The sequence below is a fragment of the Streptomyces flavovariabilis genome, from assembly GCF_000725785.1.
Lineage (GTDB): Bacteria > Actinomycetota > Actinomycetes > Streptomycetales > Streptomycetaceae > Streptomyces > Streptomyces hawaiiensis.
This window is the reverse complement of record NZ_JNXD01000025.1, coordinates 71,829-97,097: the sequence shown is the minus strand read 5'-3', so window position 1 is coordinate 97,097 and position 25,269 is coordinate 71,829. Positions and strand designations below refer to the sequence as shown.

The window sequence follows — 25,269 nt, the reverse complement described above, 5'->3', positions numbered from 1 at the left end:
CCGAGTAGGCGTCGAACGATGTCAGCAGGGTCGGCCACTCCTGCGTCATCAGGTCCTCTGTCCAGCACTCGCACCAGAAGCCCCACAGGGGTGTCGTCACCGGCATCAGTGGTGACCCGGGCGGATATGGGTCGAGGAGGCGGAGGTAGAGGTAGTCGTGCGGCCGGGAGATGCCTCAGCCGAATCGCTCGACGCGGAGCAGTCGTACGTGCCGACCACGTGGCGTTCGCGCTGCCGTTGGGGGAGTGGTGGGCTGTCGCAGGGATGGCCCGAGGGGTGAGGGCTGGGCTGCCCGCTCGGCGGGGTGGGCAGAATGATCTCGGCCCAGCAGCATTTGCCTTCGCATGTCCGCTCGGTCCCGTAGCGGTCGGCGAGTGCGGAGACCAGGAGCATGCCTCTGCCGTGCTCGCTGTACGCGTCGGGGGAGATCGATTTTCGGCGGAGACGAGTTGGTGTCATTGACCTCGATCTGCAAAGCGTCTGGCAGACGGCGGAGCATCAGGGAGATGCCTCCGGTGCCGGCTTGCTGCACTGCGTTGGTAAGCAGTTCGCTGAGTTCGGCTGTCTGCAGCACCTCGGCATCCCACTCACCACCCCAGCGCCCTATCGCGTTCAGCGCTCGGTGCCGGGCGTCGGTGACGGCCATCGAGTTGGCGGGTATTCGAGTGTCCGCGTGCAGGCCCACGTCCTGGCACGCGCGAAGCACCCGACTCAGGCTGTCAGCCTGGTCCGGCACACCGCCGAGCAGCTCACCGGGGCGTACGACCGCAGGTCTCCCCAGTATCTAGCCGCCCTCGGATTGCTGTTGCTGCGCGGTGTCACTAGACGCCCGACCGTGACCGCGTCGATGGTGTCCACGTCGTCCACGATGGCCACGACGTGTTCGGTGCCTGTGTGGGCGCTGTCGAACCAGGTGGGCCTGCCGTTGATGACGGTTTGTAAGCGCCGGGGCAGGATCGCGCCCACCTCGGCCGTGACCCACACGGCGTCGTCGCACACGATCGCCTCGTGCACTGCCCCAGCCATGTGGAGGCTCATCCGCTCGAAGCCGTGATCGTGATGGACGGCCCAGGCGGTGCAGCGCAGGGCGTTGCCGCACATGGTTGCGACAGAGCCGTCCGCATTGAAGCAGTCGACTGCGAGGACGGCGGGGCTGTCGCTGATCAATCTGCTGATGACGAGGCCATCTGCTCCTACGCCGGTGCGTCTGGCACACAGACGTTCCGCCTCCTTGGGCCAGTCCTTTTCGTCGTCCGTTTCGAGGTCGGAGAGCAGGACGAAATCGTTCCCTGCGCCGTGGATCTTGCGGAAGCGCATGACAAAGCTCCTCGCATGGTGAGGTGAGAAGGGTGGTGTGGTGCCCGAGCGGGATGTCATCAGCGGTGTTCGATGGGCCGGTAGGTGGTGCGGGCCTCTCGCATGATCAGCGGGGTTCGTCCGGCGAAGTGCAGGATGCGCTGGGCTGACGTGCCGGCGGACCTCATGTCCTGTATCCGCTGATACGTGCCGTCGAGGAGGATGAAGTCGCCAACGCGGACACCGGTCGGCGGCCTGGTGGCCCCCACCGTTCCCACTGGCGGGGTAGGTATGAAGGGCTGATCCGCGGTCCTGCGCTCGTACATTCAGCCCCTCCAGATGCCAAAGAGGACGGAGCCGCCGACTGCGATGAGGCTCAGGACGTAGGCGAGTTGCTGCTGCCGGGGACTCATCGGGTTCCGATGACGTGACGTTGAAGACGGTCACGGACTGACGGGATGCCGATGTCCCCGAGGGGCACCCAGGCCGCCGCACCAGTCTCGATCACCGCAGGGAGGACAGCGCCCGAGTGAGCCCGGAACAGGTACCGGATGCCGACCCGTAGGCGGGGCCCGTACCTGTGTTGCCCGGGCCGCGTCACGTCCACCAGGAAGGGACCATCGAGGTCGGGCTGTGTCCACCCGTCGCGGACGCCGACCTCCTCGGCCAGCAGGCGCAACGCCGCCTCGCTGAGGGAGTTGTCCTGGGCCTCGGGTCGCGCTTCGGCGAGGGCGTAGCCCTCTTCGTGTCGCAGGCAAAGGACACGGTTGCTCTCATCTACGACGACTGCTCCCGTCATCACGAGCGGGCAACGTCGGCCGTGTGTACAGGAGCGCCGCTGCGCATGATCACGGGCCGCGTCGTACACCGGCATCAACGACATCTGCTCCGACGGGTGTTCATGGATGTAGTGGCCGAGTTCCTTGATGATCTGGTCGTCCCTGACGCTCACGGCGCACCCAGCCCGTTGCGCTCGGTGTAGATCCACAGCAGCCGCCGTGTGAGGAGGGCAACGTCCCGGAGGTAGAGGAACGCGCCGAAGGAGGGAGTTCCCTCGGCCGGCCGCTTGCTGGGGTCGATCAGGGTGTAGCCCTTGCGGATGAGTGCCCGCACTTCCTGGTCCCTGTCCGCTCCCAAGTCTTCACAGAGGAGCAGGTTCAGGTGCCCGACGATCGCCGGCATGGCGCTGTCCATGTCCTCACGGGTCGAGGTGCCCATCTTCATAGCGAGGACGGACGCGGTGCGCGAGGAGATCGTCTCTACGTCGATGGGATCCTCGGCCGCAGCGCTCTCGGCTGCCCCCGGTGCCTTGCCGATACTTGCCACAGTCATCACCGCTTCGTCCTTCCGGAGCACGATTTCCGTGCCGATAAACCTAGGAAGGGCGATAGGGAAGGCTCCACGAGTGTGCCGGAACTTGCCCGACGTTCACCCTAGGGATTCGATGGCTGCGGTGATGAGTTCACGTGCGGCCGGGCCGTAGACGGCAAGTTCTGCAAGCTCGCTGAACGTCTGGGCATACATGGCAAGTTCGTGCTGCTGAACCACGGTGAGGTGTGCCGAAACGAGTTCGACGTTCACGGTCTCGTCGTCGTAGAGGAAGAATCCTTCGACGGGCCAGAGAGTTGAACGGTCCGCGTCCTGAGGGATGATGCCGATGCTCACCGAGGGGAGCGCCATAGCGCTGAGGAGATAACCGAGTTGCCCGGCCATTACGTCCGTCCCCCCGATGCGGTATCGGAGCGCGCTCTCTTCCAGGAGGATGGCGAACGTGTGGTTGCCGTACACGACCTGCTGCTTCTGTACGCGCACCCTGACTGCCGCCGGCACGTCGTCGATGAGCCCGCGGCGGTTACGGATGGAAGTCAGCAGCGCGGTGATGTACGAGGCCGTTTGTACTGGGCCGGGGATGAGCCACGGCGAGTAGATGCGGAATCGCTGAGTGCGTTCCCACAGAGGCAGGACGGATTCCTGGGCCCACTTGAGCCCACTGCGCTCCATCTTGCGCCACTCGACATACATGCCCTCGATTCCGCGGGCTGTGGAGATGAGATCCTCTGCTTCATTCTCCGCCGCAGGCGAAGCACCAATCACGAAGGTCGCGCTCCGAGGGCGCACGGGTGCCGCTCTCGAAGCGCGAAGCCTTCGACTCGTGCCAACCCAGACTGTGGCCAGTGCTCGCTTGGTGAGTCCGGCTGCTTGCCGGATTTCGGCCAGGTGCTGTCCGAGCGCCTTGCGGGCTTCCTGAACGCTCGAGGATGGCGAGGTCATATCTGTGACGGTACTGCTCGGGGCTGTCAGGCCAACTCGAACTCTGCGTGGGGCGTTGCCCGCTGCCACACGGCCTCGAAGGCCGACTCGCAGAACTTCGCCACCTCCGGGTCCTCCGTGAGTTCGACCTCCATGTTCTCGCCCTCACCGTCAAAGTGATTGACGAGGACAAGGCTGGAGTCGAACAGCCAGAAGTCGTTGCCCGGGAGCGCGAGATCCGTCACCCTGCGGCGCGAGAGCCAGCGCACGTCTTCGCCGGCGGCGATGTTCAGCCCGTCGGTCACGTCGTACTCGAAGCGGATGTACTCGCTGACGGGCGTCGAAACGATCCTGGCCCGGCGCACTTCGACGCCTCGCGCAGTGGCGGCCGTGACAAGGCCGTGCCAGTCGGCCCAGCGCTCGGCGGGGTCGAGGATCTGGTCGGTCTTCCAGTCGACGAAGGCGGGGTCCGACTTCATGTAGGCGTCGCGCATCTCCAGATGGACAGCCGTCCTCTGGCAGTCGCGGAACAGCTCCTCAAACGTCGGTGGCCTCGTCATCCTTCTTTACCTCCAGGAAGAACTGCACCATGCGCCGGGGGATCTCCACCGCCGACTCGTGGCCCGGGATGTCCATCTGACGCAGTCGGGCATCGTCGTCCACCGTCCACCCCTGCACGACGTAGGTGCCCTTCTCCTCGTCCAGGTAGATGGTGGGGGAGCCGCCACTGGGACTCTCCGGGTCCTTGCCGAGCTTACGCAGGGCCATGGTGTCCTCCTCGGAAGCCGGTAACGATCTCTGTGCCAGAGCTTGCCCGTGACGGAGCTGCCGAGCCAGGAACTTGCCCAAACTTGCCAGGACCGTCACCGGTTCGCGGTCACGCGTCCCAGGTCACCGGGAGGCTCTTCACCCCGTAGATGTCCGCGGTCTCCGGGCGCAGGGGAACGTCTTCGGCGGGTACGGCCAGGCGCAGTGTGGGGAAGCGCTTGAGCAGCGCAGAGAACGCGACCCGCATCTCGATGCGGGCCAGCTGGTGGCCCAGGCACAGATGGATGCCGTGGCCGAAGGCCAGGTGCCCGCCGTCCTGCCGGTGCAGGTCGAGCACGTGGGGATCGGTGAAGCGCTCGGGGTCGCGGTTGGCGGTGTTGTACGACAGGACGACCGTCGTGCCGGCCTCGATGGTCTGCCCGCCCACCTCGACATCCTCCAGCGCCGTCCTCATGAACGACTTGGCGACGCTCAGGTACCGCAGCAACTCCTCCACGGCCCCGTCGACGAGCGCGGGATCGGCGCGCAGCGCGGCCAATTGCGCCGGGTTCTGCAGCAGCGCGAAGGTGCCGAGGGACAGCATGTTCGCGGTGGTGTCGAACCCTGCCGCCAGCAGGATCAGGCTGATCCCTTTCAGCTCCTCGTCCGTCAGATCGCTGTCGGTGAGTTCGCTGAGCACGTCGTCGGTGGGGTTCGCGCGCTTGGTGGTCACCAGTTCCGCGAGGTACTCCTGGGTCGCGGTGTAGGCCGCTATCAGCTCCTCGTCGCTGGTGGCCCCGCTCATGAACGTGTCGATCTGCTCCTGGAAGGAGCCCCGGTCCTCGTACGGCACCCCCAGCAGCTCGCAGATCACGATGGTGGGGATCGGCTTGCCGAACGCCGTCACCAGGTCCGCCGGTGGCCCGGCCTTGTCCATGGCGTCCAGGCAGTCGGTGGTGATCTGCTCGATGCGCTCGGTGAGCAGTCGCATCCGCCGTGCGGTGAACCTTCCCGCGAGCGGTTTCCGGTAACGCCCGTGCTGCGGCTCATCCATGAGGAGGAACTCGCCGGGCGGCGCCGGTGGGAGCTCGAAGTCGACCACGTTCATGAGCTCTTTGCGCGAGCTGAACCGCGGGTCGGCCAGGACCGATCTGACGAGGTCGTATCCGGTGATCATCCAGCCGGGTTTTCCGCCGGGGTGGGTGTAGCGGCTGATGGGGCCGTGCCGGCGGGCGTCGATCAGCTCCGCCGGCGGGTCGAAGGGGCAGCCGGGCTGACGCTCCGTCGGCAGCGCCGTGACGGTGTGGAGGGATTCGCTCATGGCCATTCCTCATCTCGCGACATTGCGTGTTTGACGTGTAGTGAAAGCTACGTTGCGTTCAAAATGACGTCAATCGATAGAATGACATTTGAGCAGGTAGATGGCGATAAACTGATGCAATGACGCTGAGAGTGAATGCAATGGTTCGTTGCAATGAGTAGAGGCGAAGGCAATACTGGCGGCATGCCAGGAGGACGGTTGACCCAGCGGGAGCGCCAGCGCATCGCGGCCGGACTCGCCGACGGACTTTCCTATGCCGAGATCGCCAGGCGGCTGGACCGGCCGACCTCGACGATCAGCCGGGAGGTCGCACGCAACGGCGGCCCCGGCGGCTACCGGCCCCAGCAGGCGCACCAGGCGACGGTCCAGCGGGCGCAGCGCGGCACACCTGCACCCCCGCGCGGGGGCGGAGTGCCGAGCGGCATGATGGAGGAGGAGATCATCGAGCTGGCGGTCAGGTCGGGGATGCCGCGGATGACAGCGCGCGCGCACGTCGACCTGTTGCTGTCCGAGCACGGCAGGCGCACCGCCGCCGAGCTGACCCACCGGTTGAAGGTCAGCCCGGCCTCCGTCTCCGTGGCCGTGAACTTCCTGGTCGAGCATGGGTATGTCCGGCGCGAGCGCGATCCGCAGCGGCGTCGGGACATCTATGTGGTCGACGACGACGCCTGGTACCGCTCGGTCGTGATCAGCTCGCGGCAGACGCTCGAGTCGGCGCAGGCCGCGCTGGCGGCGGCGGAGACCCTCGGACTGGACACGCCTGTCGGGCAGCGGCTGGCCAAGGTGGGGACCTTCCTGGAGCGGGTCACCGGGGACCTGACGGAGTCGGCCGACCGCTGGCGCGGCCTCCTGGCGTGATGGGTCTTGTGGACCTTCTGCTGGAGCCGACGCACGATCTCCAGGGCTGGCTGATCTTCTCGCGGATGCCCCCGGACTACCGTGCGCTGCGCGGCCCGTCGTGTCGGCTGGGCGAGGGCCGGACGGTACTTCCGCTCTTCGTCGCAGCGGTGGTCTGTTTGCGCGTCGAGGTGGCGTCGGCGGGTAGGCCGGCCATGCGTCGCAGGCGCCACAGGAGCACGTCGCTGATGGAACCGGCGGTGTCCAGTTCCCGCCGCGCGGCGGCTTCGGCCAGCAGCGCCGCCGGGTCGTGGCCGGCGCTCTCGGCGTCGGCGAGGGCGGCGGCCAGCGCGTGCCAGTCCGGTTCGGCAAGGACCTGTTCCGCCAGCTCCGGCACCGCCTGACGCAGATGGGTGGTCTGCCTCTGGCGCAGGGGCTGCGACAGGCGCCGCCCCCGCTGGTACAGCACCCCCAGCGGGACGTCGGCAGCGGCCCGAGAGGCAGTGCGCAGGTGCTCGGCGGCCTGCCGGGCAGCGACTGCCTGTTGAGCGTGCCCCTTCTTTGCGTGCCAGTGGGCGGCGGCGGTGACGAGGAAGAACGCCATGTCGATCAGCATCGCCGTGGTGGCCCCGTCCTCCCCGCGGCCGAGCGCCGGGCCGCTGTAGACGAGGTCTCGGGCCGCCTGGCGCAGGGCCCGGTCGTGTCCGCGCTCGGCCTTCACGTGGGAGCGAGTGGCTCGTTCGAACGCGAAGGCCGCCTCGCGCAGCTCCGTGCGGGTGTGAGCGGCAGAGGTCTTGGCGAGCGCGTCGAGGACCTCCCCGGCCGCCGCGATCTGCGCGGCCACCACAGCGTCCTCGCTATGATCGATGACCAGCACCGCCTGCCAGGCTGCCGTGGCTGCCTGGCGTCGCGCCGCTGCGGGGCCACTCAGTGCGGTGCCTGTGGTCTGGTGCGAGGGCGTGTCGGTGCTCTGGGTGCGGGTTTCGCCGGACCATCGTTCGCGGATGCGGGGCAGGGACAGGTCGGGAGCGAGTGTGGAGCCCGCATAGAAGACCGGTTCCTGGTCGTCGTTGCGGTCGTCGGGAAGTGCGACCTTGTAGCCGAGCAAGTCGCCGGAGGGCGCGGCGCGCGGCCGGATCAGCACGCCGGCGGCGGCCAGGCGGTCGAAGAACTCCTCCTCGCTGGTAGCGCCGGCCACGGCGCGCCGTACGGTTTCGCGCAGTTCCTCCCGCGCGGGGCGCTCCCTGCCCTGCCGTTCGGCTTTGTGTCGCTCGGCGCTGGTGGTGCGCTTGGCGGCGGTGCCGTCCCCAGGGGCGACCTGGTGGAGGCCGAGTTCCTTTTCGACGAGGCGGCACTCGGCTTGGGCGCGCTTGCCGGAGCGGTGGTGGTCGGGGCGGCGGCCGTCCTCCCGTACGAGGGTGGCGATGATGTGGATGTGGTCGTCGGCGTGGCGGACGGCGGCCCATCGGCAGCCGGCGCCGTCGCCGGGGTCGACGCCGGTGGCGGCGACCATGCGGCGGGCGATGTCGCCCCACTGCTCGTCGGACAGAGTCGGGTCTGAGGGGGCGGCGCGTACGGAGCAGTGCCAGACGTGTTGGTCGGGACGCTGGTCCGCGTCAAGGAGAGACTGGGGCTGGTCGAGGAGGTGCTGGAGATCCTTCTTCGTCACCGAAGGGTCGCGGCCGGGGTCGGGGGCCATGCCGTCGAAGGACGCGACCAGATGTGGGTCGATGTGCTCCTCGTGGGTGCCCTTGCCGTACAGATAGTGCAGAAGTCCGAGGGTGTTGCTGCCCTGCTGGTGGATCCGGGGGATCAAGCCGCCTCGTCCTCCTGCCAGTTGGCGACTCTGTCGGCCGCCCGCTGGACGGCCTGTGCGGCGCGCTGCAGATCGGCGAGAGTGGCGGCGAAATCGGGCTCGTCGGCACCAGAGTTGAGGGCCTTGGCGATCTGGTTGACCCTAGATCCGTACCGTGAGACGTCACTGGTACCTCACGGAGTCCTCCCTGCTCCCTCACGGAGGACTCCGTGAAACGCTCCTGACCTGTGGCTTCACCGCCGCTCCCCGAATTCACCGCAGGCTTGCGCATGTCGCTGGAGCCCTCACTGAGAGCTCTGTGAGGCGGCGGTGAGGGCTCCGTGATTCCGAGGCTGCCGGCAGGCGCGGTACCGATCGGGGCTTCGTGGAGCGGGCAGGCGGGGAGGCGGCTCTTGCTGGGCCGGTTGATCTTCTGGTGCTGGTGCCAGGTGACGATGTGCAGGTACGCCTTGTCGTCCGGGCCCGTGTAGCGGCAGATGAGTCCGGCGTCGGCGAGCTGGGCGAGGTCGGTCTCGACATCCGAGGGCCCGTGTTCCGGGCGCGGGGCGCGCTGGTGGCCGCTCGCGCTTTTCGGGGGGTGTCGTCAACATAGCCACACCCAGGCCGCGCAAGTCCAGCCCAATCCCGCGCAATCTCTTACGGCAGAAAGGCTGCCGAAAAGCAGGCGATAGAGGGCGGTCCCAAAATTTTAGGGCACGATCGGCGGTTGCCGAAATAGTTGCTCGCGGCGTCGAGCCAGAAGGATCACATCCCGAAGCCGTTGACGTGCCGCTGATGGGGAAGCTACAACACAACATCCCACGTCAGCGCACCATCAGAGCGCCGATCGACATGTCGCTCGGCTCCCCTTCCCGACCCCGGGAAACCGCTCCGCAGCGAACCGCGCGAGCGGAACATAGACCACGATCGCCGGTTAACCAAACCGGCGAATGGACGCTTCAATTGGAGCCATGCCCCCACGCTCACTGGAAATCGGGCCCGCAGGAATCCGGGCGGCCCGCACCATCGAAATCGTCCGCACCGAACGCGGCTTGTCGCAACGCCAGCTCGCCGGCCGCGTGACCGCGCTGGGCCACCCGATGTCCAACACCATGCTGTCCCGCATCGAACGTGCCCAGCGCCGATGCGACGTCGACGATCTCGTCGTGATCGCCGAGGCGCTTCACGTCTCAGCCCCCGTGCTCCTGCGCGGCTGGCCCGCCGCCTGAACTGCCGCCGCCATACCGAGGCGAGTACCCCCCTGCCGCTCCAGAGTGAGGACCCACCCCCCTTGCACCGACCCGCAATACCCCTTGTCTCCGCATGTACCCAGCACCTTGCCCTGAAGGAGGTGAACGTGAATGCCTGACCGCCTTCTGACGGTGGCCGAGGCCGCCGAACAACTCGGCACGGGCGAGCGCTTCGTACGTCGCTTGATCACCGAGCGTCGTATCCGCTACGTCAAACTCGGCCGCCCCGTCCGCATCCCCGAGAGCGCGGTCGCCGAGTACGTCGAGGCGCGCACCGTCGAGCCGGTCCGCCGCGTCCGGGCCCGCTTCGGGAAGGCGGCCTGATGGCGGGACGCAAGCCGCAGAGGCGGCGCGAGTTCGGCACGGTACGCAAGCTCGCCTCCGGCCGGTGGCAGGCCCGCTACCTCGGCCCGGACGGACAGCGGTATACCGCACCCGAGACGTTCGAGACCAAGTCCGACGCCCAGGACTGGCTCAACATCACCCGGGCCGACATCGAGCGCAATCACTGGCGCGACCCGGAAGCCGGGGCGGTCAGTTTCGAGAGGTACGCACTGCGATGGATGGAGGAGCGCGGCCTGGCCCCGACCACGCTCGACCGCTACGACGGCCTGTTGCGCCTGCACATCCTGCCAGCCTTCGGTGGCAAGGACCTGGACGAGATCGCCCCGCCCTCCGTCCGCACGTGGCGAGCCGAGCGTCTGAAGGCGACCGGCCCCACCACGGTCGCCAAGTCGTACCGCCTGTTGAAGGCCATCCTGCAGACGGCGGTCGACGACGACCTCCTGCGCAGCAACCCCTGCCGTATCAAGGGCGCGGGAAAGGAGGAGGCCGACGAGCGTCCCACTGCCACCGTCGAGCAGGTCTTCGACCTGGCCGATGCCATGGGCCCACGCTGGCGACTGATGGTCCTGCTCGGCGCCTTCGCCTCGCTCCGCCCCGAGGAGCTGGCCGAACTGCGCCGTCACAGTGTCGATCTTGACGAATGCTCGCTGCGGGTCACGCTCGCCTCCCCGGAGCTGACCAACGGCAGACGCGTCACCGGCGACCCCAAAACGCGGGCGGGCAAGCGCACCGTCTACCTGCCTGACTTCTTGCTCCCGGAGCTGCGTCGCCACCTCCAGTGGTTCGCGGAGAAGGAGGGCGACGGCCTGCTGTTCGTGGGAGAGAAGGGTGCTCCCTTCCGTCGCTCCACCTTCGGGCGGAAGTGGCGCAAGGCGAGGGCCAAGGTGGGGATGCCGGACAATTTCCGCTCCTACGACCTGCGGCACACCGGCAACACCCTCGCCGCCGACACCGGCGCCAAGCTGAAGGACCTCATGGTCCGCGCCGGCCAGTCCTCCGAGCGAGCGCAGCTGATCTACCAGCACTCGACAGCGAAGCACCAGCGGAGACTGGCCAAGGGCATCGACGCCGAGGTGCGGCAGCAGATGAGCGAGTCCGCCGCCGATAGGCGACGACCCGGGGAGGGGTGACGGCGCATCGGCGTGCTCGTGCCGGCCGGTACTGGTACCGCAACGGGCAAACGGCTGCACTGTAGTCGGCGGGCGTGCACTGACTGATTTCCGAGCGCAGCCGGGACCGGGCGTCCGAACACGTCGAGTCACGCGCTCAGTTGTGCGCGAATGAGCGTGTCGAGTCGCTGCCACGCCGGGGACAGCGCGTTGACCGAGCCCTGGATGAGAGCGGGGATCTCGGAGGCTGCATCCAGCTCGGGCGGTTCATCGGGTCCGTAGCGCCTCCGGGTCGCCTCGACGATCCGGCGGGCGAGGTCGTCGATGTGGGGATGGTCGGCGTCGAGGTCGTGCGCGTGGTCGTAGTCGAGGAAGAGCTGCCGGAAGTCGGGGTCGTCCAGGGTCTCGGCCTGGTCATGGAACAGGGTGATCGCTCGGTCCGGAAGGATGGCGAACACGAGGATCCACAGGTCGCGTTGCAGGTTCACCCAACGAGGGGTGAACTCCCAGCGAGCCAGTTGCTCCAGATGGGCAGAGACCTCGGTGGGCAGCGGTGCCAGATGCCCGGCGGCGAGCCGGCGCAGGCGCCCTTGCGTTGTCTCCAGGCCGCGGATGCGGGTTGTGAGCTCGTCGTCGATCTCGTGCAGCGCTCGCTGGAAGTCCTCGTCGGTCGCTGATCTCAGGTCCCGGATACGGGCCAGGGGGACGCCCGCTTCGGCGAGCGTCCGGATCTTGATCAGGTCGGTGGCGTCGTTCGCGCTGTACCGGCGGTAGCCGGACGCATCGCGGTCGGGTTCGGGGAGCAGCCCTTTGTCGTGATAGACGCGGATGGTCTTGATCGACACTCCGACGTACCTGGCCAGCTGCCCGATGGTGATCACCCGGTCATCGTCCCACTTGACCTTGCCCCTGGGGCAGGGCCGCAGCATGGCGTCATGGCGAACACGAACACCGATCGGGAGACCCTGCGCGAGCTGGCCGATGCGGGCAACGAAACCGCTTTGGACCGGCTTGCCGACCTCGCCGACGCCGCCGGCGACCTCGGGGAACTGAGCGAGCTGTTGGACGAGGGATCCATGCACGCCGGGTTCCTGCTCACTCGACGCGCGGTCGCGGCCGGCGACCTACGCGAGCTGCAACAGATCTCAGACGCCGGGTACGGAGAGGCGGGAGAGGCGTTGGCTCGGCTGCTCAAAGCGTGCGGCGGGCGGTGACGTGGCTACTGTCGGCGGCAACCGGCGCCAGCACCGTCCTCGTCGGCCTGCACCGCGCCGGACACCGTGAGCTGATCGCCCGCGGCCGCACCACCACCCACCGCGACTCAGCCCCCTGCACACCGGCCACCCGGTTCGAGATCGGGTCCCTGACCAGGCGTTCACCGCCCTGCTCCTGGCCGAACAAGCCGCCAGCGGCGTGCTGGACATGAACGACCCGCTCTGCCGCCACCTGCCCGTACACGTGCTCCTGCCCCCGGGCGGACCTGCGATCACCAATGCGGCAGATCAACTACACCCGATACGCCCTAGCAACTATGGTCATCGGATCTTCCCCGGAATCGGCCGGTGGCTGCCCGGGCTGAACGGGCGGCAGCGGCTGTGCGGCGCTGGCGAAGATTCAGAGGACATCTGCCCGTGCGCCACGCCGTTCTGCGGAACGGTCAGGCGGCGTAGCGGAGCACCGCAGGGACGGCGGGGGCCGCGGTCGCGTGCACGGGACGGGCGGTGCGAATGGTGGGCATGGCCTGCGAGCGGTTCCGCGTGAAGACGACGAGGCGCAGCACCGTGAACCGCGCGACACCGGCGAGTGCGGAGGCGGACAGGTAGACGATCTGCTCCAGCACCGCACCGGGCGCCGCCACCATCTGCTGCAGGACAAGCATCGCCGCGCAGGTCACTGCGTATGCGGCCGCCGCGGACCCGGCCGATTGCGCATGCTGGCGCCAGGTCGCGCGCCCGCCCGCGCCGAAGGTGAAGCGGGCGTGCAGCTCGGTGGCGAGGAGCGTGGAGACCACGGTGATCAGGGCGTTTGCCAGAGCCCAGGGGATCCACGAGGCGAGGGCCGCGACGGCGAAGCTGGAGGTGACCCCCACCCCACCGCCGCAGAGCACGAAGCGGGTGAAGGCGGCGGGCGCCGCCTGCTCCTGGCTCTGTGGTGTCTCCATGATCCGCCCCTTCTGATGGCTCACTCCGCGAAAACGCGCACCCCTCGGCCTGAGCGGCCGAGGAGTTCACTGCCAATGATGCCACTATGGCTCATCAATGGTGCCACATCGAGCCTGTATAGCACCACAGATGGACGTCAGTCGCGAAAGCCCAGGCCAGAGACTCGCCACAGCTTCGGCGCCCGCCGCAGGCGTGGTGAGGCCGCGGCAAGCGCCAGCGCAGCCGCCTGCACCAACGTCGACTGATGCGGGACCGGGACCGCCCTGGGATTTGCTCCGGCCGGCACCGATGTCCCGTCGGCAACTCGGGGCCCCTATGTCACTGGATTTCGGCCTGGGCTGGGCCCAGCCGCGAACCGAGAGGCGGCGGGTCGCCTTCTCGCGACATCCGCATGGGGTCACATGGGTCACGGTGGTGCCGGGCGGTGTCACCCGGCGCCATTCCGCGCTTCCAGAAATGCGCGAGCGTGCATGGCGCCACAATGAATCGGAGCGCCCTACCCGCGTTTTCGCAGATCAGGGTGACCACCTACAAGTTCATCTCACGTGAGGCGCCATTCGGCCTTGCGTGTGGCGTCACTGTGGTGCCATGATGGCGTCATGGACCTCACCCCGTATGTCGACAACCTCCGCCGCGAACTCGCGGTCGCCGCCGAAGCCGGCGGCGACCAAGCGCGAGAGCTGGCCGAGAGGCTCATCGCGCCCCTGGAGTCGGCGACCCGCCTGACCATGCTCAATGTGCTCTCCGCGGCGATGGACGAGATCACCCGCGAACTCGCCCCCGGCTCGGTCGACGTACGGCTGCGCGGGCTCGACCCCGACTTCGTGGTGACACCGCCGCCCACCGACGGCGGCGCCCGCGCGGAGCCGGCCGCGCCCGTCGAACCTCTCAGGACCCCGGCCCCGGCCGACGGCGACGACGGCGGCACCGCCCGCGTCAACCTACGCCTGCCGGCCCACCTCAAGGCCCGCGCCGAGGAGGCCGCGAGCCGAGAGGGCCTGTCGGTCAACGCGTGGCTGGTGCGCGCCGTGTCGGCCGCGGTCGACGGCGGCACCCGGCCGCGTACGACGGAGAAGACCCAGACCGTCGGACAGAGCTTCACAGGCTGGGTGCGCTAGCCGCGCCCCCACCAGCACCACTTCACCCCACCACGTCCCATCAGCAGGGACGACCCAAGGACTCAAGAGGACGGGACAGCCATGCCTTCTTTCGACACTCCCGAACCGATCTCGGTCACCGCACGCGTGGAGGCCGGTTCCATCCAGTTCACCGCGAGCGACCGCCCCGACACCGTCGTCGAGGTGCGGCCCCGCGGCCCGAAGAAGGACCTGGACGTACGGGCGGCCGAGCAGACCGAGGTCACCTACGCGGGCGGCGTACTGACCGTCAGGACGCCCAAGGGCAATCTGCTCGGGCTCGGCCGCACCGGCACCGTCGACGTGACGGTCGAACTGCCCGCGGACTCGCGCGTCGACATGACCGGCGCCTGGGCCCAGGTGCTCGGCGAGGGCCGGCTCGGCGAGGTCAGTGTGAAGACCTCGTCCGGCGACGTCCGCCTGGACACAACGGGTCCGCTCCAGCTGACCGCGTCGCACGGCTCGATCACCGTGGACCGCGTCGAGGGCAGGGCGGAGATCACCACCAGCTCCGGCAGCCTGCGCGTGGGCCTGGTCGACGGCCCTGCCGTCCTGAAGAACTCGCACGGCACCACGACCATCGATGCCGCGACCGGCGAGCTGCGGGTGAGCGGCGCCAACGGCGACATCGAGATCCGGCGGGCCGAGGACTCGGTCACCGCCACCACTGCCCACGGCACCCTGCGGGTGGGTGAAGTGGCTCGCGGCACCGTCCAGTTGGAGACCAACTACGGCGCCATCGACGTCGGCGTCCGCGAGGGCACGGCCGCCTGGCTCGACGTCAGCTCGGGCTCCGGCCAGGTGCGCAATACGCTGACCGCGTCCGAGAGCCCGGAGCAGACCGAGGACACGGTCAAGGTCCGCGCCCGCACCAAGTACGGCAACATCGACGTCCGCCGCGCCCGGGCCTGAGCACCACATCGTCAACCGGCCCCTTCTCCCACTCACTTCAGCCTTCGATCGGAGGGCCCCATGCCTTCATCTGTCATGCCCACGCCCAGCCAGGGCGACGGTCCGCAGTCGTCGGCCGCCGTATCCACCGTCGGTCTGCGCAAGTCGTACGGCGACAAGACCGTCCTCGACGGCATCGATCTGCGCATCCCGGCCGGGTCCGTGTTCGCGCTGCTCGGACCCAATGGCGCAGGCAAGACCACCGCCGTGAAGATCCTCTCCACGCTCATCACGGCCGACGGCGGACATGCACAAGTCGCGGGCCACGACCTCGCCACGTCCCCGGACGGGGTACGTGCCGCGATCGGCGTCACCGGGCAGTTCTCCGCCGTGGACGGGCTGATCACCGGAGAGGAGAACATGCTCCTCATGGCGGACCTGCACCACCTCTCCAAACGCGAGGGACGGCAGGTCACCGCCGAACTGCTGGAACGGTTCGACCTCACCGAGGCCGCGAAGAAGCCCGCCTCCACCTACTCCGGCGGGATGAAGCGCCGCCTGGACATCGCCATGACGCTGGTCGGCAAGCCGCGCATCATCTTCCTCGACGAGCCGACCACCGGCCTCGACCCGCGCAGCCGCCACACCATGTGGGGGATCATCCGCGAGCTCGTCTCCGACGGGGTGACCGTCTTCCTCACCACCCAGTACCTGGAGGAGGCCGACGAACTCGCCGACCGCATCGCGGTGCTCAACGACGGCAAGATCGCCGCCCAGGGCACCGCCGAGGAGCTGAAGCGGCTCGTCCCGGGCGGACATGTCCGGCTGCGCTTCACCGATCCGGCCGCGTACCAGTCCGCCGCCGTCGCCCTGCGCGAGGCCACCAGGGACGACGAGGCGCTGGCGCTGCAGATCCCCAGCGACGGCAGCCAGCGCGAGCTGCGTTCCGTCCTCGACTGGCTGGACTCCGCAGGCATCGAGGCCGACGAGCTGACCGTGCACACCCCCGACCTCGACGACGTGTTCTTCGCCCTGACCGGCGGTGCCGGCGTCCCCGACCAGTCCAAGGAGACCGTCCGATGAGCGCCCCCTCCCTCGCCGTCCGCGACTCGACCACGATGCTGCGCCGCAACCTCCTGCACGCGCGGCGCTACCCGTCCCTCACCCTGAACCTGCTGCTCACGCCGATCGTCCTGCTGCTGTTGTTCGTCTACGTCTTCGGTGACGTGATGAGCGCGGGCATCGGCGGTGGCGGCGCCGACCGCTCGGAGTACATCGCGTATCTCGTCCCGGGCATCCTGCTGATGACCATCGGCGGCACCCTGGTCGGCACCGCGGTGTCCGTCTCCATGGACATGACCGAGGGCATCATCGCCCGCTTCCGCACCATGGCGATCCACCGCGGCTCCGTGCTCATCGGACACGTCATCAGCAGCGTGGTGCAGTCGGTCATCAGCGTGACCCTCGTCGGCGCCGTCGGCGTGGCCATCGGCTTCCGCTCCACGGATGCCACAGTCCTGGAGTGGATCGCGGCGTTCGGACTGCTCGCGCTGTTCGCCCTGGCGTTCACCTGGATCGCGGTCGGGATGGGCATGGTCAGCCCCAGCGCCGAGGCAGCCAGCAACAACGCGCTGCCGCTGGTCTTCCTGCCGCTCATCTCCAGCGCCTTCGTCCCGGTCGACGCGATGCCGGGCTGGTTCCAGCCGATCGCCCAGTACCAGCCGTTCACGCCCGCCATCGAGACGCTGCGCGGACTGCTGCTCGGCACCGAGATCGGCAACAACTGGTGGATCACCATCGTGTGGTGCCTGGGTCTGGCGGCGCTCGGCTACCGCTGGTCGAAGGCGGTGTTCAACCGCGACCCGAAGTGACCGCGCGGACTGCCTCCGGCAGCTCGTCCCGCTCGAGGGCGGCATACTCCGACACCGCGTCGGCGTACGCCGCCCCATCGGAGTTGTCCGCCGCCTGCCGGACCCGCGCCGTCCGCAGGCGAGGAGGGCCCTTCGTCAACCGCCCGCCCTTCCGCCGCGCTGCTGGACCACAGCGAGTCCCTGCCCCTCAGGGCGAGGCCGCCACCGGCAGGTCCGGCTGCTGTGGCCGTCGCCCTGGTGCCGTCCGTACGGTGAGCACCATGGTGAGGCCGCCGCCGGGTGTGTCCTCGGCGTGCAGTGTGCCGCCGATGGCTTCGGTGAAGCCGCGCGCCACCGCCAGGCCGAGGCCGACACCGGCGCCGCGGGGCGAGTCGCCGTAGCGCTGGAAGGGTTCGAAGATGCGGTCCTTGGCCTCGTCCGGGACGCCGGGCCCGCGGTCGACGACCCGTACCTCGACCCGGTCGGCGAGAGCGCTCGCAGATACCAGGACCTTCTGGTCGGCGGGGCTGTACTTGACGGCGTTCTCGACGACGTTGGCGACGGCCCGCTCCAGCAGTCCCCGGTCGACGTGGACCATGGGCAGGGTCTCGGGGATGTCCAGTTCCACGCTTTCCTCGGGCACCCCGCCGAGCGCCATGGGCACGACTTCGTCGAGGTCGGTCTCGCGGATGATGGGGGTGACCGTGCCGGTCTGCAGTCGGGACATGTCGAGCAGGTTGCCGACGACGTGGTCGAGCCGGTCGGCGCCCTCCTCGATGGCCTCCAGCAGTTCGGCCTGGTCCTCTTCGGACCATTCGACGTCGTCGGAGCGCAGTGAGGAGACGGCGGCCTTGATGCCGGCGAGCGGGGTGCGCAGGTCGTGGCTGACGGCGGCGAGCAGGGCGGTTCGTATGCGGTTGCCCTCGGCCAGTTCCTTGGCGCGGTCGGCCTCGCGCTGCAGGCGCTGGCGGTCCAGGGCGACGGCGGCCTGGGCGGCGAACGCGGCCAGTACCCGGCGGTCGGAGGCGGGCAGCACGCGGCCGCGCAGGGACAGGGCCATGTGGTCGCCGACCGGTACGTCGACGTCGGCGTCCTCGGGATGCTCGGCGGGCCGGGGGCCCACGCTGCCGGCGCAGGTCCAGGGGTCCGTCTCGTCGGTCCGCTCCAGCAGGGCCACCGACTCCATGCCGAAGGTCTCGCGGACCCGTTCCAGCAGCGCCTCCAGCGTGGTTTCGCCGCGCAGGACGTTCCCCGCGAGGAAGGACAGGATCTCCGCCTCGGCACGCAGCCGCGCCGCCAGGTGGGTGCGGCGGGCCGCGAGGTCGACCACCGACGCCACCGACACGGCGACCCCGATGAAGACCGCGATGGCGACGATGTTCTTAGGGTCGTCGATCGTCAGGGTGTGGACGGGCGGCGAGAAGTACCAGTTGAGCAGAAGGGAGCCCACCACCGCGGAGGCAAGTGCCGGGAAGAGTCCGCCCAGCAGGGCCGCCGCCACCGTCAGGGTCAGGAAGAGCAGCATGTCGTTGGCCAGGCCGACGTCCGGGGCGGCACTCGTGAGGAGCCCGGTGAGGAGTGCGGGGCCCAGAACTCCGACGAGCCAGCCCCAGATGACTCGGGAGCGTCCCAGGCGTGCGCCGCGCGGCAGGGGCAGTCCGCGTCCCTTGCCCGCCTCGTCGTGGGTGATGAGGTGGACGTCGAGGTCGGGGCCGGAGTCCCGGGCGACCGTGGCGCCGACGCCGGGTCCGAAGACGTACTGCCATCCCTTGCGCCGGGAGACACCGAGGACGATCTGGGTGGCGTTCACCCCGCGTGCGAAGTCCAGCAGGGCCGCCGGTATGTCCTCCCCGACGACCTGGTGGAAGGTGCCGCCGAGGTCCTCGACGAGGGTGCGCTGGACGGCCAGTTCCTTCGGGGAGGCGGCGGTGAGGCCGTCGCTGCGGGAGATGTAGACGGCCATGACCTCGCCGCCTGCGCCCTTCTCGGCGAGCCGCGCGGCCCGGCGAATCAGGGTGCGGCCCTCGGGGCCGCCGGTCAGGCCGACGACGATGCGCTCGCGCGAGCCCCAGATGGCCGAGACCTTGTGTTCGCTGCGGTACTGGGTGAGGTAGGCGTCGACCCGGTCGGCCACCCACAGCAGCGCCAGCTCGCGCAGGGCGGTCAGGTTGCCGGGGCGGAAGTAGTTGGAGAGGGCGGCGTCGACCTTGTCCGGCTTGTATATGTTGCCGTGCGCCATGCGTCGGCGCAGGGCCTCCGGGGACATGTCGACCAGCTCGATCTGGTGGGCCCGCCGCACCACCTCGTCCGGCACGGTCTCGCGTTGCCGCACACCGGTGATCGACTCGACAACGTCACCCAGTGACTCCAGATGCTGGATGTTGACGGTCGATATCACGTCGATGCCGGCCGCCAGCAGTTCCTCGACGTCCTGCCAGCGCTTGGCGTTGCGGGAGCCGGGCACGTTCGTGTGGGCCAGTTCGTCCACCAGGGCGACGGCGGGGGCGCGCCGCAGGACGGCGTCCACGTCCATCTCCGTGAAGGTGCCGCCCCGGTACTCGATCTCCTTGCGCGAAATCTGTTCCAGGCCGTGCAGCATCACCTCGGTGCGCGGACGGTGGTGGTGCTCCACGAACGCGACCACGCAGTCGGTGCCCCGCTCGATACGGCGGTGTGCCTCGGAGAGCATGGCGTAGGTCTTGCCGACGCCGGGTGCGGCGCCGAGGTAGATCCGGAGCTTGCCTCGTGCCATGTCATCCCTCGAAGCGGTAGCCCATGCCGGGCTCGGTGATCAGATAGCGGGGGTGGGAGGGGTCCGTCTCCAGTTTGCGGCGCAGCTGGGCCATGTACACCCGCAGGTAGTTGGTCTTGCTGCGCTGCGAGACGCCCCAGACCTCCTGGAGGAGGTGCTTCTGCGTGATCAGCCGACCCGGGCTGGTCACCAGGATCTCCAGCAGGTGCCACTCGGTCGGGGTCAGCCGCACGTCCTGCCCGTCTCTGACGACCTTCTTGGCGATCAGGTCGACGCTGAAGTCCGCCGTCTCGACGAGCATCGTCCCGGGCGCGTGCGGGGTGTCATCGGTACGGCGGACCGCGGCGCGCAGCCGGGCCAGCAACTCGTCGATGCTGAACGGCTTGGTGATGTAGTCGTCGGCACCGGCGTCGAGCGCGGCCACTTTCTCGTCCGACGCCTGCCGGGCGGACAGGACCAGGATCGGGACCCGGCTCCAGCCTCGCAGGGCCTTGATGATGTCGACGCCGTCCATGTCGGGCAGACCGAGGTCGAGCAGTACGGCGTCGGGCTGACGCGCAGCGGCGAGGCGGAGGGCCGTGGCGCCGTCGGGGGCGGCGTCCACGCCGTAGTGACGTGCCTGCAAGTTGATGACGAGGGCCCGTACGAGCTGCGGGTCGTCCTCCACGACGAGCACCCGGGTCATGGGTGTGTGCCTCTCCTGTTGTACGGACTTCACGGTGGCGGAAGCCGGCGGAGGAGGAAGGTCCTCGTCTCCGTCGGCTCCCGCTCCTTCAGCTCGTCAGCCCTTGGCCACGAGGTCCTTGAGCGCGATGTTGAGTTCGAGCACGTTGACCCGGGGCTCGCCGATGAAGCCGAGGGTGCGGGCCTCCGTCTGTTCCTCGACCAGCTTGTCGACCTTGGCGACGGACAGGCCGTTCTCCGCCGCGACCCGGTGGGCCTGGAGCTCGGCGTAGGCCGGGGAAATGTCCGGGTCCAGGCCGGAGGCGGAGGAAGTGACCGCGTCCGGGGGGACGTCCGACGGTTTGACGGTGTGACCGGGCACGGAGTTGTCCCTCACGACCGCGGCCTTGGCGTCCTCCACCTGCTTGATCAGGTCCTTGCTGTCGGCGGACAGGTTGGTGGCGCCGGACAGCAGCAGCTTGTACTGCGTGTTGACGCTGTTGGTGCCGAGCCCGTTGGCCGGGCGGCCCTGGAACCACTTCAGGTCCGGCGCCGGGGTCTCCTGGCCCTTCTTCAACGGCAGGTTGTAGGCCTGCCCGATGAGGGACGAGCCGACGACCTTGCCGTCAGCCTTGATCTCGGAGCCGTTCGCCTTGCCGGGGAACAGCCCCTGGGCGATGCCGGTGACGACCAGCGGGTAGATGACGCCGGTGACCAGGGTCAACACGAGCAGGGCACGCAGGCCCGCCCCGAGCAACCGGACAGTGTTCACAACGGAGTTGTTCATGGTCCTTCACCCGATCCCGGGGATCAGAGAGATGAGCAGGTCGATGAGCTTGATGCCGATGAACGGGGCGATCAGCCCGCCCAGCCCGTAGATGGTGAGGTTGCGCCGCAGCAGGCGGTCCGCGCTGACGGGCCGGTACCGCACGCCCTTCAGGGACAGCGGCACCAACGCGATGATGATCAGCGCGTTGAAGATGACGGCCGACAGGATCGCGGAGTCCGGTGAGGACAGGCCCATGATGTTGAGCTTGGTCAGGCCCGGGTAGACCGCGGCGAACAGTGCCGGGATGATCGCGAAGTACTTGGCGACGTCGTTGGCGATGGAGAACGTCGTGAGCGCGCCCCGTGTGATGAGGAGTTGCTTGCCGATCTCGACGATCTCGATGAGCTTGGTCGGGTTGGAGTCGAGGTCGACCATGTTGCCGGCCTCCTTCGCGGCCGACGTACCCGTGTTCATCGCCACGCCGACGTCGGCCTGGGCGAGTGCCGGGGCGTCGTTGGTGCCGTCGCCGGTCATCGCCACGAGCTTGCCGCCCGCCTGCTCGCGTTTGATGAGGGCCATCTTGTCCTCGGGGGTGGCCTCGGCGAGGAAGTCGTCGACACCGGCCTCCTCGGCGATCGCCTTCGCCGTCAGCGGGTTGTCCCCCGTGATCATGACGGTCTTGATGCCCATCCGGCGCAGTTCTTCGAACCGCTCGCGCATGCCGTCCTTGACGACGTCCTTGAGGTGGATGACGCCCAAGACGCGAGCGCCCTGCTCGTCGTCCACCGCGACCAGCAGCGGGGTCCCGCCCGCCTCGGAGATGCGGTGTGCGATCCCATCCGCGTCTTCCGTGACCGTGCCGCCCTGTTCCTCGACCCAGGCGATGACCGAGGCCGTGGCGCCCTTGCGGATCTTGCGGCCGTCGACATCGACGCCCGACATCCGGGTCTGAGCGGTGAACTCGATCCACTCGGCGCCCACGAGCTCGCCCTGGTGGCGCTCGCGCAGCCCGTACTTCTCCTTGGCCAGGACGACGACCGAGCGGCCCTCGGGCGTCTCGTCGGCCAGTGACGACAGCTGGGCCGCGTCCGCGACATCCGCCTCTGTCGTGCCGCCGACCGGGACGAACTCGGCGGCCTGCCGGTTGCCTAGGGTGATGGTGCCGGTCTTGTCGAGGAGCAGGGTGGAGACGTCGCCGGCGGCCTCGACCGCCCGGCCCGACATGGCGAGCACGTTGCGCTGCACCAGCCGGTCCATGCCGGCGATGCCGATCGCGGACAGCAGTGCGCCGATCGTCGTCGGGATGAGGCAGACCAGCAGGGCGATCAGCACGACCATCGTCAGGTGGGTGCCCGCGTAGTCGGCGAACGGCGGCAGGGTCGCCACCGCGAGCAGGAAGACGATGGTGAGCGACGCGAGCAGGATGTTCAGGGCGATCTCGTTGGGCGTCTTCTGCCGTGCGGCGCCCTCGACCAGGTTGATCATCCGGTCGATGAAGGTCTCGCCCGGTTTCGTCGTGATCTTGATGACGATGCGGTCGGACAGGACCTTCGTACCGCCGGTGACGGCCGAGCGATCGCCGCCGGACTCGCGGATGACCGGGGCCGATTCACCGGTGATCGCCGACTCGTCGACCGACGCGACGCCCTCGACGACATCCCCGTCGCCCGGGATGATGTCGCCGGCCTCGCACACCACCAGGTCGCCGACGCGCAGCTCCGTACCCGGCACTCGCTCTTCGGTGTCTCCCACGAGACGGCGGGCGACGGTGTCGGTCTTGGCTTTGCGCAGGGTGTCGGCCTGCGCCTTGCCGCGGCCCTCGGCGACCGCCTCGGCCAGGTTGGCGAAGATCACGGTCAGCCAGAGCCAGGCGCTGATGGTCCAGCCGAACCAGTCGCCCGGGTCCTTGAAGGAGAAAACCGTAGTCAGCACAGAGCCGACCAGCACGACGAACATGACGGGCGACTTGATCATCACCCGCGGGTCGAGCTTGCGGAGGGCGTCCGGCAGGGACTTGAGGAGCTGCTTGGGGTCGAAGAGGCCCGCGCCGACGCGTCCTTCGGCGGGCTTGTGCCCGGTGGGTACGTCGCTGTGCGGCGCCCGTGTCGGAGTGGCTGTGGACATCGAGTCCTCTTGCTTCCTTACGTCGGTTGTCATGACGCCAGCCCCTCGGCCAGCGGGCCCAGCGCGAGCGCCGGGAAGTAGGTCAGACCCGTGATGATCACGATCGCGCCCACCAGCAGGCCGGTGAACAGCGGCTTCTCGGTGCGCAGGGTGCCCGCGGTGACCGGGACCGGTTTCTGCTCGGCGAGGGAGCCGGCCAGTGCCAGGACGAAGATCATGGGCAGGAAGCGGCCAAGCAGCATCGCGAGTCCGGTCATGGTGTTGAACCAGTCGGTGTTCGCGTTCAGGCCGGCGAAGGCCGAGCCGTTGTTGTTCGACGCGGACGTGAAGGCGTAGAGCACCTCGGAGAAGCCGTGCGCGCCCGAATTGAGCATCGAGTTCGGCGGGGTCGGCAGCGCCATGGAGGCCGCAGTGAAGATCAGGACCAGAGCCGGGGTGATGAGGATGTAGCAGGCGGCCAGCTTGATCTCGCGGGTGCCGATCTTCTTGCCGAGGTATTCGGGCGTGCGGCCGACCATCAGGCCGGCGATGAACACGGCGATGACCGCCATGATCAGCATGCCGTAGAGGCCGGAGCCGATCCCGCCGGGAGCGATCTCGCCCAGCATCATGCCGAGCATGGTGATGCCGCCGCCGAGGCCGGTGAAGGAGGAGTGGAAGGAGTCCACCGCTCCGGTCGAGGTGAGGGTGGTCGACACCGCGAAGATTGAGGACGCGCCGACGCCGAAGCGGACCTCCTTGCCCTCGTAGGCCCCGCCCGCGGCTTGGAGCGCCGGGCCGTGGTGGGCGAACTCGGTCCACATCATGAGGGTCACGAAGCCCAGCCAGATGGTGGCCATCGTGGCGAGGATCGCGTATCCCTGCCTGATCGAGCCGACCATGACCCCGAAGGTGCGGGTCAGGGAGAACGGGATCACCAGGATCAGGAAGATCTCGAAGAGGTTGGTGAAGGGCGTCGGGTTCTCGAAGGGGTGGGCGGAGTTGGCGTTGAAGTAGCCGCCACCGTTGGTGCCGATCTCCTTGATGGCCTCCTGCGAGGCGACCGCGCCGCCGTTCCACTGCTGCGAGCCGCCCATGAACTGTCCGACCTCGTGGATGCCGGAGAAGTTCTGGATGACACCGCAGGCCACCAGCACGAGCGCGGCGATCGCCGCCGCCGGTACCAGGATCCGCAGGGTGCCGCGCACTAGGTCGGCCCAGAAGTTGCCGAGCTCACCGGTGCGCGAGCGGGCGAAGCCCCGCACCAGCGCTACGGCGACCGCCATGCCGACGGCCGCGGAGACGAAGTTCTGCACGGCGAGACCGGCGGTCTGCACGACGTGCCCCATGGTCTGCTCGCCGTAGTACGACTGCCAGTTGGTGTTGGTCACGAACGACACTGCCGTGTTGAACGACTGCGCCGGATCGACCGAGGAGAACCCCAGCGAGCCGGGCAGGACGCCCTGGAGCCGCATCAGCAGATAGAGGAAGAGGACGCCGACGGCTGAGAAGGCGAGCACGCCGCGCAGGTACGCGGGCCAGGTCATTTCGGTGTCAGGGTTGGCACCGATGCCCTTGTAGACCCACTTCTCGACGCGCCAGTGCTTGTCGGAGGAGTAGACCCTGGCCATGTAGTTGCCAAGGGGGATGTAGGCGAGAGCCAGCGCGGCTATGAGTGCGAGCAGCTGGAGCACGCCGGCGAGGACGGGACCCATCAGGCTCAGAACCTCTCCGGGAAGATCAGGGCGAGGACGAGATAGCCCAGCAGGGAGACGGCCACGACCAGGCCGACGATGTTCTCGGTGCTCACAGCTTCGTCACCCCCTTGGCGACGAGAGCCACCAGCGTGAACGCCGCGAGCACGGTGACGACGAAGGCCAGATCGGCCATCGCGAACTCCTGGAGTGAGGTTCGGTGAAACGGACGATTAGAGGAAAGCGCCTCATCGACCGGATCGGGTCTGTCGTTGACGGCTCTCTTACGGCGGGACCCA

At 68.5% G+C, this 25,269-nt stretch carries 23 protein-coding genes and 3 pseudogenes; 10 read left to right on the top strand and 16 right to left on the bottom strand.

Going from position 1 to position 25,269, the window contains the following annotated elements:
• Positions 1 to 661: 661 nt before the first annotated feature.
• Positions 662 to 823 (top strand): annotated as a pseudogene (locus IO24_RS46755) (helix-turn-helix domain-containing protein); the annotation flags it as partial.
• Between the two features lie 149 nt (positions 824 to 972).
• Here IO24_RS46755 and IO24_RS46750 read toward each other — a convergent pair.
• The 7 genes and pseudogenes from IO24_RS46750 to IO24_RS0133830 all read right to left on the bottom strand — a co-directional run.
• A pseudogene (locus IO24_RS46750) lies at positions 973 to 1,317 on the bottom strand (diaminopimelate epimerase); the annotation flags it as partial.
• A gap of 388 nt (positions 1,318 to 1,705) precedes the next feature.
• Complete coding sequence (locus tag IO24_RS0133855) at positions 1,706 to 2,248, bottom strand: NUDIX hydrolase (protein WP_031142552.1); 543 nt, start codon at positions 2,246 to 2,248, stop codon at positions 1,706 to 1,708.
• Positions 2,245 to 2,628, bottom strand: coding sequence for a hypothetical protein (locus tag IO24_RS0133850; RefSeq protein ID WP_234335330.1), 384 nt, complete (start codon positions 2,626 to 2,628; stop codon positions 2,245 to 2,247). The genes IO24_RS0133855 and IO24_RS0133850 overlap by 4 nt, the downstream gene beginning before the upstream one ends.
• Positions 2,629 to 2,724: 96 nt before the next feature.
• Positions 2,725 to 3,567, bottom strand: a pseudogene (locus IO24_RS41175) (helix-turn-helix domain-containing protein).
• Positions 3,568 to 3,593: 26 nt separating this feature from the next.
• Positions 3,594 to 4,106 (bottom strand): DUF6879 family protein, encoded by a 513-nt coding sequence (locus tag IO24_RS0133840; RefSeq protein ID WP_031142546.1) that lies wholly within the window; start codon positions 4,104 to 4,106, stop codon positions 3,594 to 3,596.
• Positions 4,084 to 4,314, bottom strand: coding sequence for a hypothetical protein (locus IO24_RS0133835; RefSeq protein WP_031142544.1), 231 nt, complete (start codon positions 4,312 to 4,314; stop codon positions 4,084 to 4,086). The genes IO24_RS0133840 and IO24_RS0133835 overlap by 23 nt, the downstream gene beginning before the upstream one ends.
• A 109-nt stretch (positions 4,315 to 4,423) precedes the next feature.
• Complete coding sequence (locus IO24_RS0133830; RefSeq protein ID WP_031142541.1) at positions 4,424 to 5,614, bottom strand: cytochrome P450; 1,191 nt, start codon at positions 5,612 to 5,614, stop codon at positions 4,424 to 4,426.
• 183 nt (positions 5,615 to 5,797) lie between these two features.
• Between IO24_RS0133830 and IO24_RS47705 the strand changes: the two genes are divergently transcribed.
• Positions 5,798 to 6,472 (top strand): helix-turn-helix domain-containing protein, encoded by a 675-nt coding sequence (locus IO24_RS47705; protein WP_031142539.1) that lies wholly within the window; start codon positions 5,798 to 5,800, stop codon positions 6,470 to 6,472.
• Between the two features lie 76 nt (positions 6,473 to 6,548).
• On the opposite strand, the gene IO24_RS0133820 is transcribed toward IO24_RS47705, so the two are convergent.
• Entirely contained in the window at positions 6,549 to 8,267 is a 1,719-nt protein-coding gene (locus IO24_RS0133820; RefSeq protein ID WP_031142537.1) for a relaxase/mobilization nuclease domain-containing protein, read from the bottom strand.
• A 950-nt stretch (positions 8,268 to 9,217) separates the two neighbouring features.
• Between IO24_RS0133820 and IO24_RS0133810 the strand changes: the two genes are divergently transcribed.
• The 3 genes from IO24_RS0133810 to IO24_RS0133800 all read left to right on the top strand — a co-directional run bounded on the left by IO24_RS0133810 (position 9,218) and on the right by IO24_RS0133800 (position 10,971).
• The gene (locus IO24_RS0133810) at positions 9,218 to 9,475 is read left to right on the top strand and encodes a helix-turn-helix domain-containing protein (protein ID WP_031142535.1); all 258 of its coding nucleotides are present in this window, start codon (positions 9,218 to 9,220) and stop codon (positions 9,473 to 9,475) included.
• A 132-nt stretch (positions 9,476 to 9,607) separates the two neighbouring features.
• Positions 9,608 to 9,820 carry a helix-turn-helix domain-containing protein gene (locus tag IO24_RS0133805; protein ID WP_031142533.1) on the top strand — a complete coding sequence of 71 codons (213 nt, stop codon included), beginning with the start codon at positions 9,608 to 9,610 and terminating at the stop codon, positions 9,818 to 9,820.
• Positions 9,820 to 10,971 carry a tyrosine-type recombinase/integrase gene (locus IO24_RS0133800; RefSeq protein WP_031142531.1) on the top strand — a complete coding sequence of 384 codons (1,152 nt, stop codon included), beginning with the start codon at positions 9,820 to 9,822 and terminating at the stop codon, positions 10,969 to 10,971. Before IO24_RS0133805 ends, IO24_RS0133800 begins: the two co-directional genes overlap by 1 nt.
• Positions 10,972 to 11,099: 128 nt before the next feature.
• Here the strand turns inward: IO24_RS0133800 and IO24_RS0133795 are convergent, their stop codons facing one another.
• Entirely contained in the window at positions 11,100 to 11,879 is a 780-nt protein-coding gene (locus IO24_RS0133795) for a MerR family transcriptional regulator (RefSeq protein ID WP_234335329.1), read from the bottom strand.
• Between the two features lie 6 nt (positions 11,880 to 11,885).
• Between IO24_RS0133795 and IO24_RS0133790 the strand changes: the two genes are divergently transcribed.
• Positions 11,886 to 12,164 (top strand): hypothetical protein, encoded by a 279-nt coding sequence (locus IO24_RS0133790; protein WP_031142526.1) that lies wholly within the window; start codon positions 11,886 to 11,888, stop codon positions 12,162 to 12,164.
• A 443-nt stretch (positions 12,165 to 12,607) separates the two neighbouring features.
• Here the strand turns inward: IO24_RS0133790 and IO24_RS0133780 are convergent, their stop codons facing one another.
• Positions 12,608 to 13,111 (bottom strand): GtrA domain-containing protein, encoded by a 504-nt coding sequence (locus tag IO24_RS0133780; RefSeq protein WP_031142522.1) that lies wholly within the window; start codon positions 13,109 to 13,111, stop codon positions 12,608 to 12,610.
• A 600-nt stretch (positions 13,112 to 13,711) separates the two neighbouring features.
• Between IO24_RS0133780 and IO24_RS0133775 the strand changes: the two genes are divergently transcribed.
• The 4 genes from IO24_RS0133775 (at position 13,712) to IO24_RS0133760 (ending at position 17,010) form a co-directional block, all read left to right on the top strand.
• Complete coding sequence (locus IO24_RS0133775; RefSeq protein ID WP_031142520.1) at positions 13,712 to 14,230, top strand: toxin-antitoxin system HicB family antitoxin; 519 nt, start codon at positions 13,712 to 13,714, stop codon at positions 14,228 to 14,230.
• An 81-nt stretch (positions 14,231 to 14,311) separates the two neighbouring features.
• A complete protein-coding gene (locus IO24_RS0133770; protein WP_031142518.1) occupies positions 14,312 to 15,160 on the top strand; it encodes a DUF4097 family beta strand repeat-containing protein in 849 nt (282 codons plus the stop codon).
• A 60-nt stretch (positions 15,161 to 15,220) separates the two neighbouring features.
• Positions 15,221 to 16,222 (top strand): ATP-binding cassette domain-containing protein, encoded by a 1,002-nt coding sequence (locus IO24_RS0133765; protein ID WP_199808875.1) that lies wholly within the window; start codon positions 15,221 to 15,223, stop codon positions 16,220 to 16,222.
• Positions 16,219 to 17,010: an ABC transporter permease gene (locus IO24_RS0133760; RefSeq protein ID WP_031142514.1), complete on the top strand. Its 792-nt coding sequence runs from the start codon at positions 16,219 to 16,221 to the stop codon at positions 17,008 to 17,010. Before IO24_RS0133765 ends, IO24_RS0133760 begins: the two co-directional genes overlap by 4 nt.
• A 187-nt stretch (positions 17,011 to 17,197) precedes the next feature.
• On the opposite strand, the gene IO24_RS0133755 is transcribed toward IO24_RS0133760, so the two are convergent.
• The 6 genes from IO24_RS0133755 to kdpF form a co-directional block, all read right to left on the bottom strand.
• Positions 17,198 to 19,741: a sensor histidine kinase gene (locus IO24_RS0133755; protein ID WP_031142512.1), complete on the bottom strand. Its 2,544-nt coding sequence runs from the start codon at positions 19,739 to 19,741 to the stop codon at positions 17,198 to 17,200.
• A 1-nt stretch (position 19,742) separates the two neighbouring features.
• Entirely contained in the window at positions 19,743 to 20,426 is a 684-nt protein-coding gene (locus IO24_RS0133750) for a response regulator (protein WP_031142510.1), read from the bottom strand.
• Between the two features lie 96 nt (positions 20,427 to 20,522).
• Positions 20,523 to 21,191 carry a potassium-transporting ATPase subunit C gene (locus IO24_RS0133745; RefSeq protein ID WP_031142507.1) on the bottom strand — a complete coding sequence of 223 codons (669 nt, stop codon included), beginning with the start codon at positions 21,189 to 21,191 and terminating at the stop codon, positions 20,523 to 20,525.
• A 6-nt stretch (positions 21,192 to 21,197) separates the two neighbouring features.
• The gene (gene kdpB, locus IO24_RS0133740; RefSeq protein ID WP_031142505.1) at positions 21,198 to 23,330 is read right to left on the bottom strand and encodes a potassium-transporting ATPase subunit KdpB; all 2,133 of its coding nucleotides are present in this window, start codon (positions 23,328 to 23,330) and stop codon (positions 21,198 to 21,200) included.
• Positions 23,327 to 24,991, bottom strand: coding sequence for a potassium-transporting ATPase subunit KdpA (kdpA, locus tag IO24_RS0133735; RefSeq protein WP_031142503.1), 1,665 nt, complete (start codon positions 24,989 to 24,991; stop codon positions 23,327 to 23,329). The genes kdpB and kdpA overlap by 4 nt, the downstream gene beginning before the upstream one ends.
• Positions 24,992 to 24,996: 5 nt before the next feature.
• Entirely contained in the window at positions 24,997 to 25,086 is a 90-nt protein-coding gene (gene kdpF / locus IO24_RS42495; protein ID WP_037669104.1) for a K(+)-transporting ATPase subunit F, read from the bottom strand.
• Between the last annotated feature and the right edge of the window lie 183 nt (positions 25,087 to 25,269).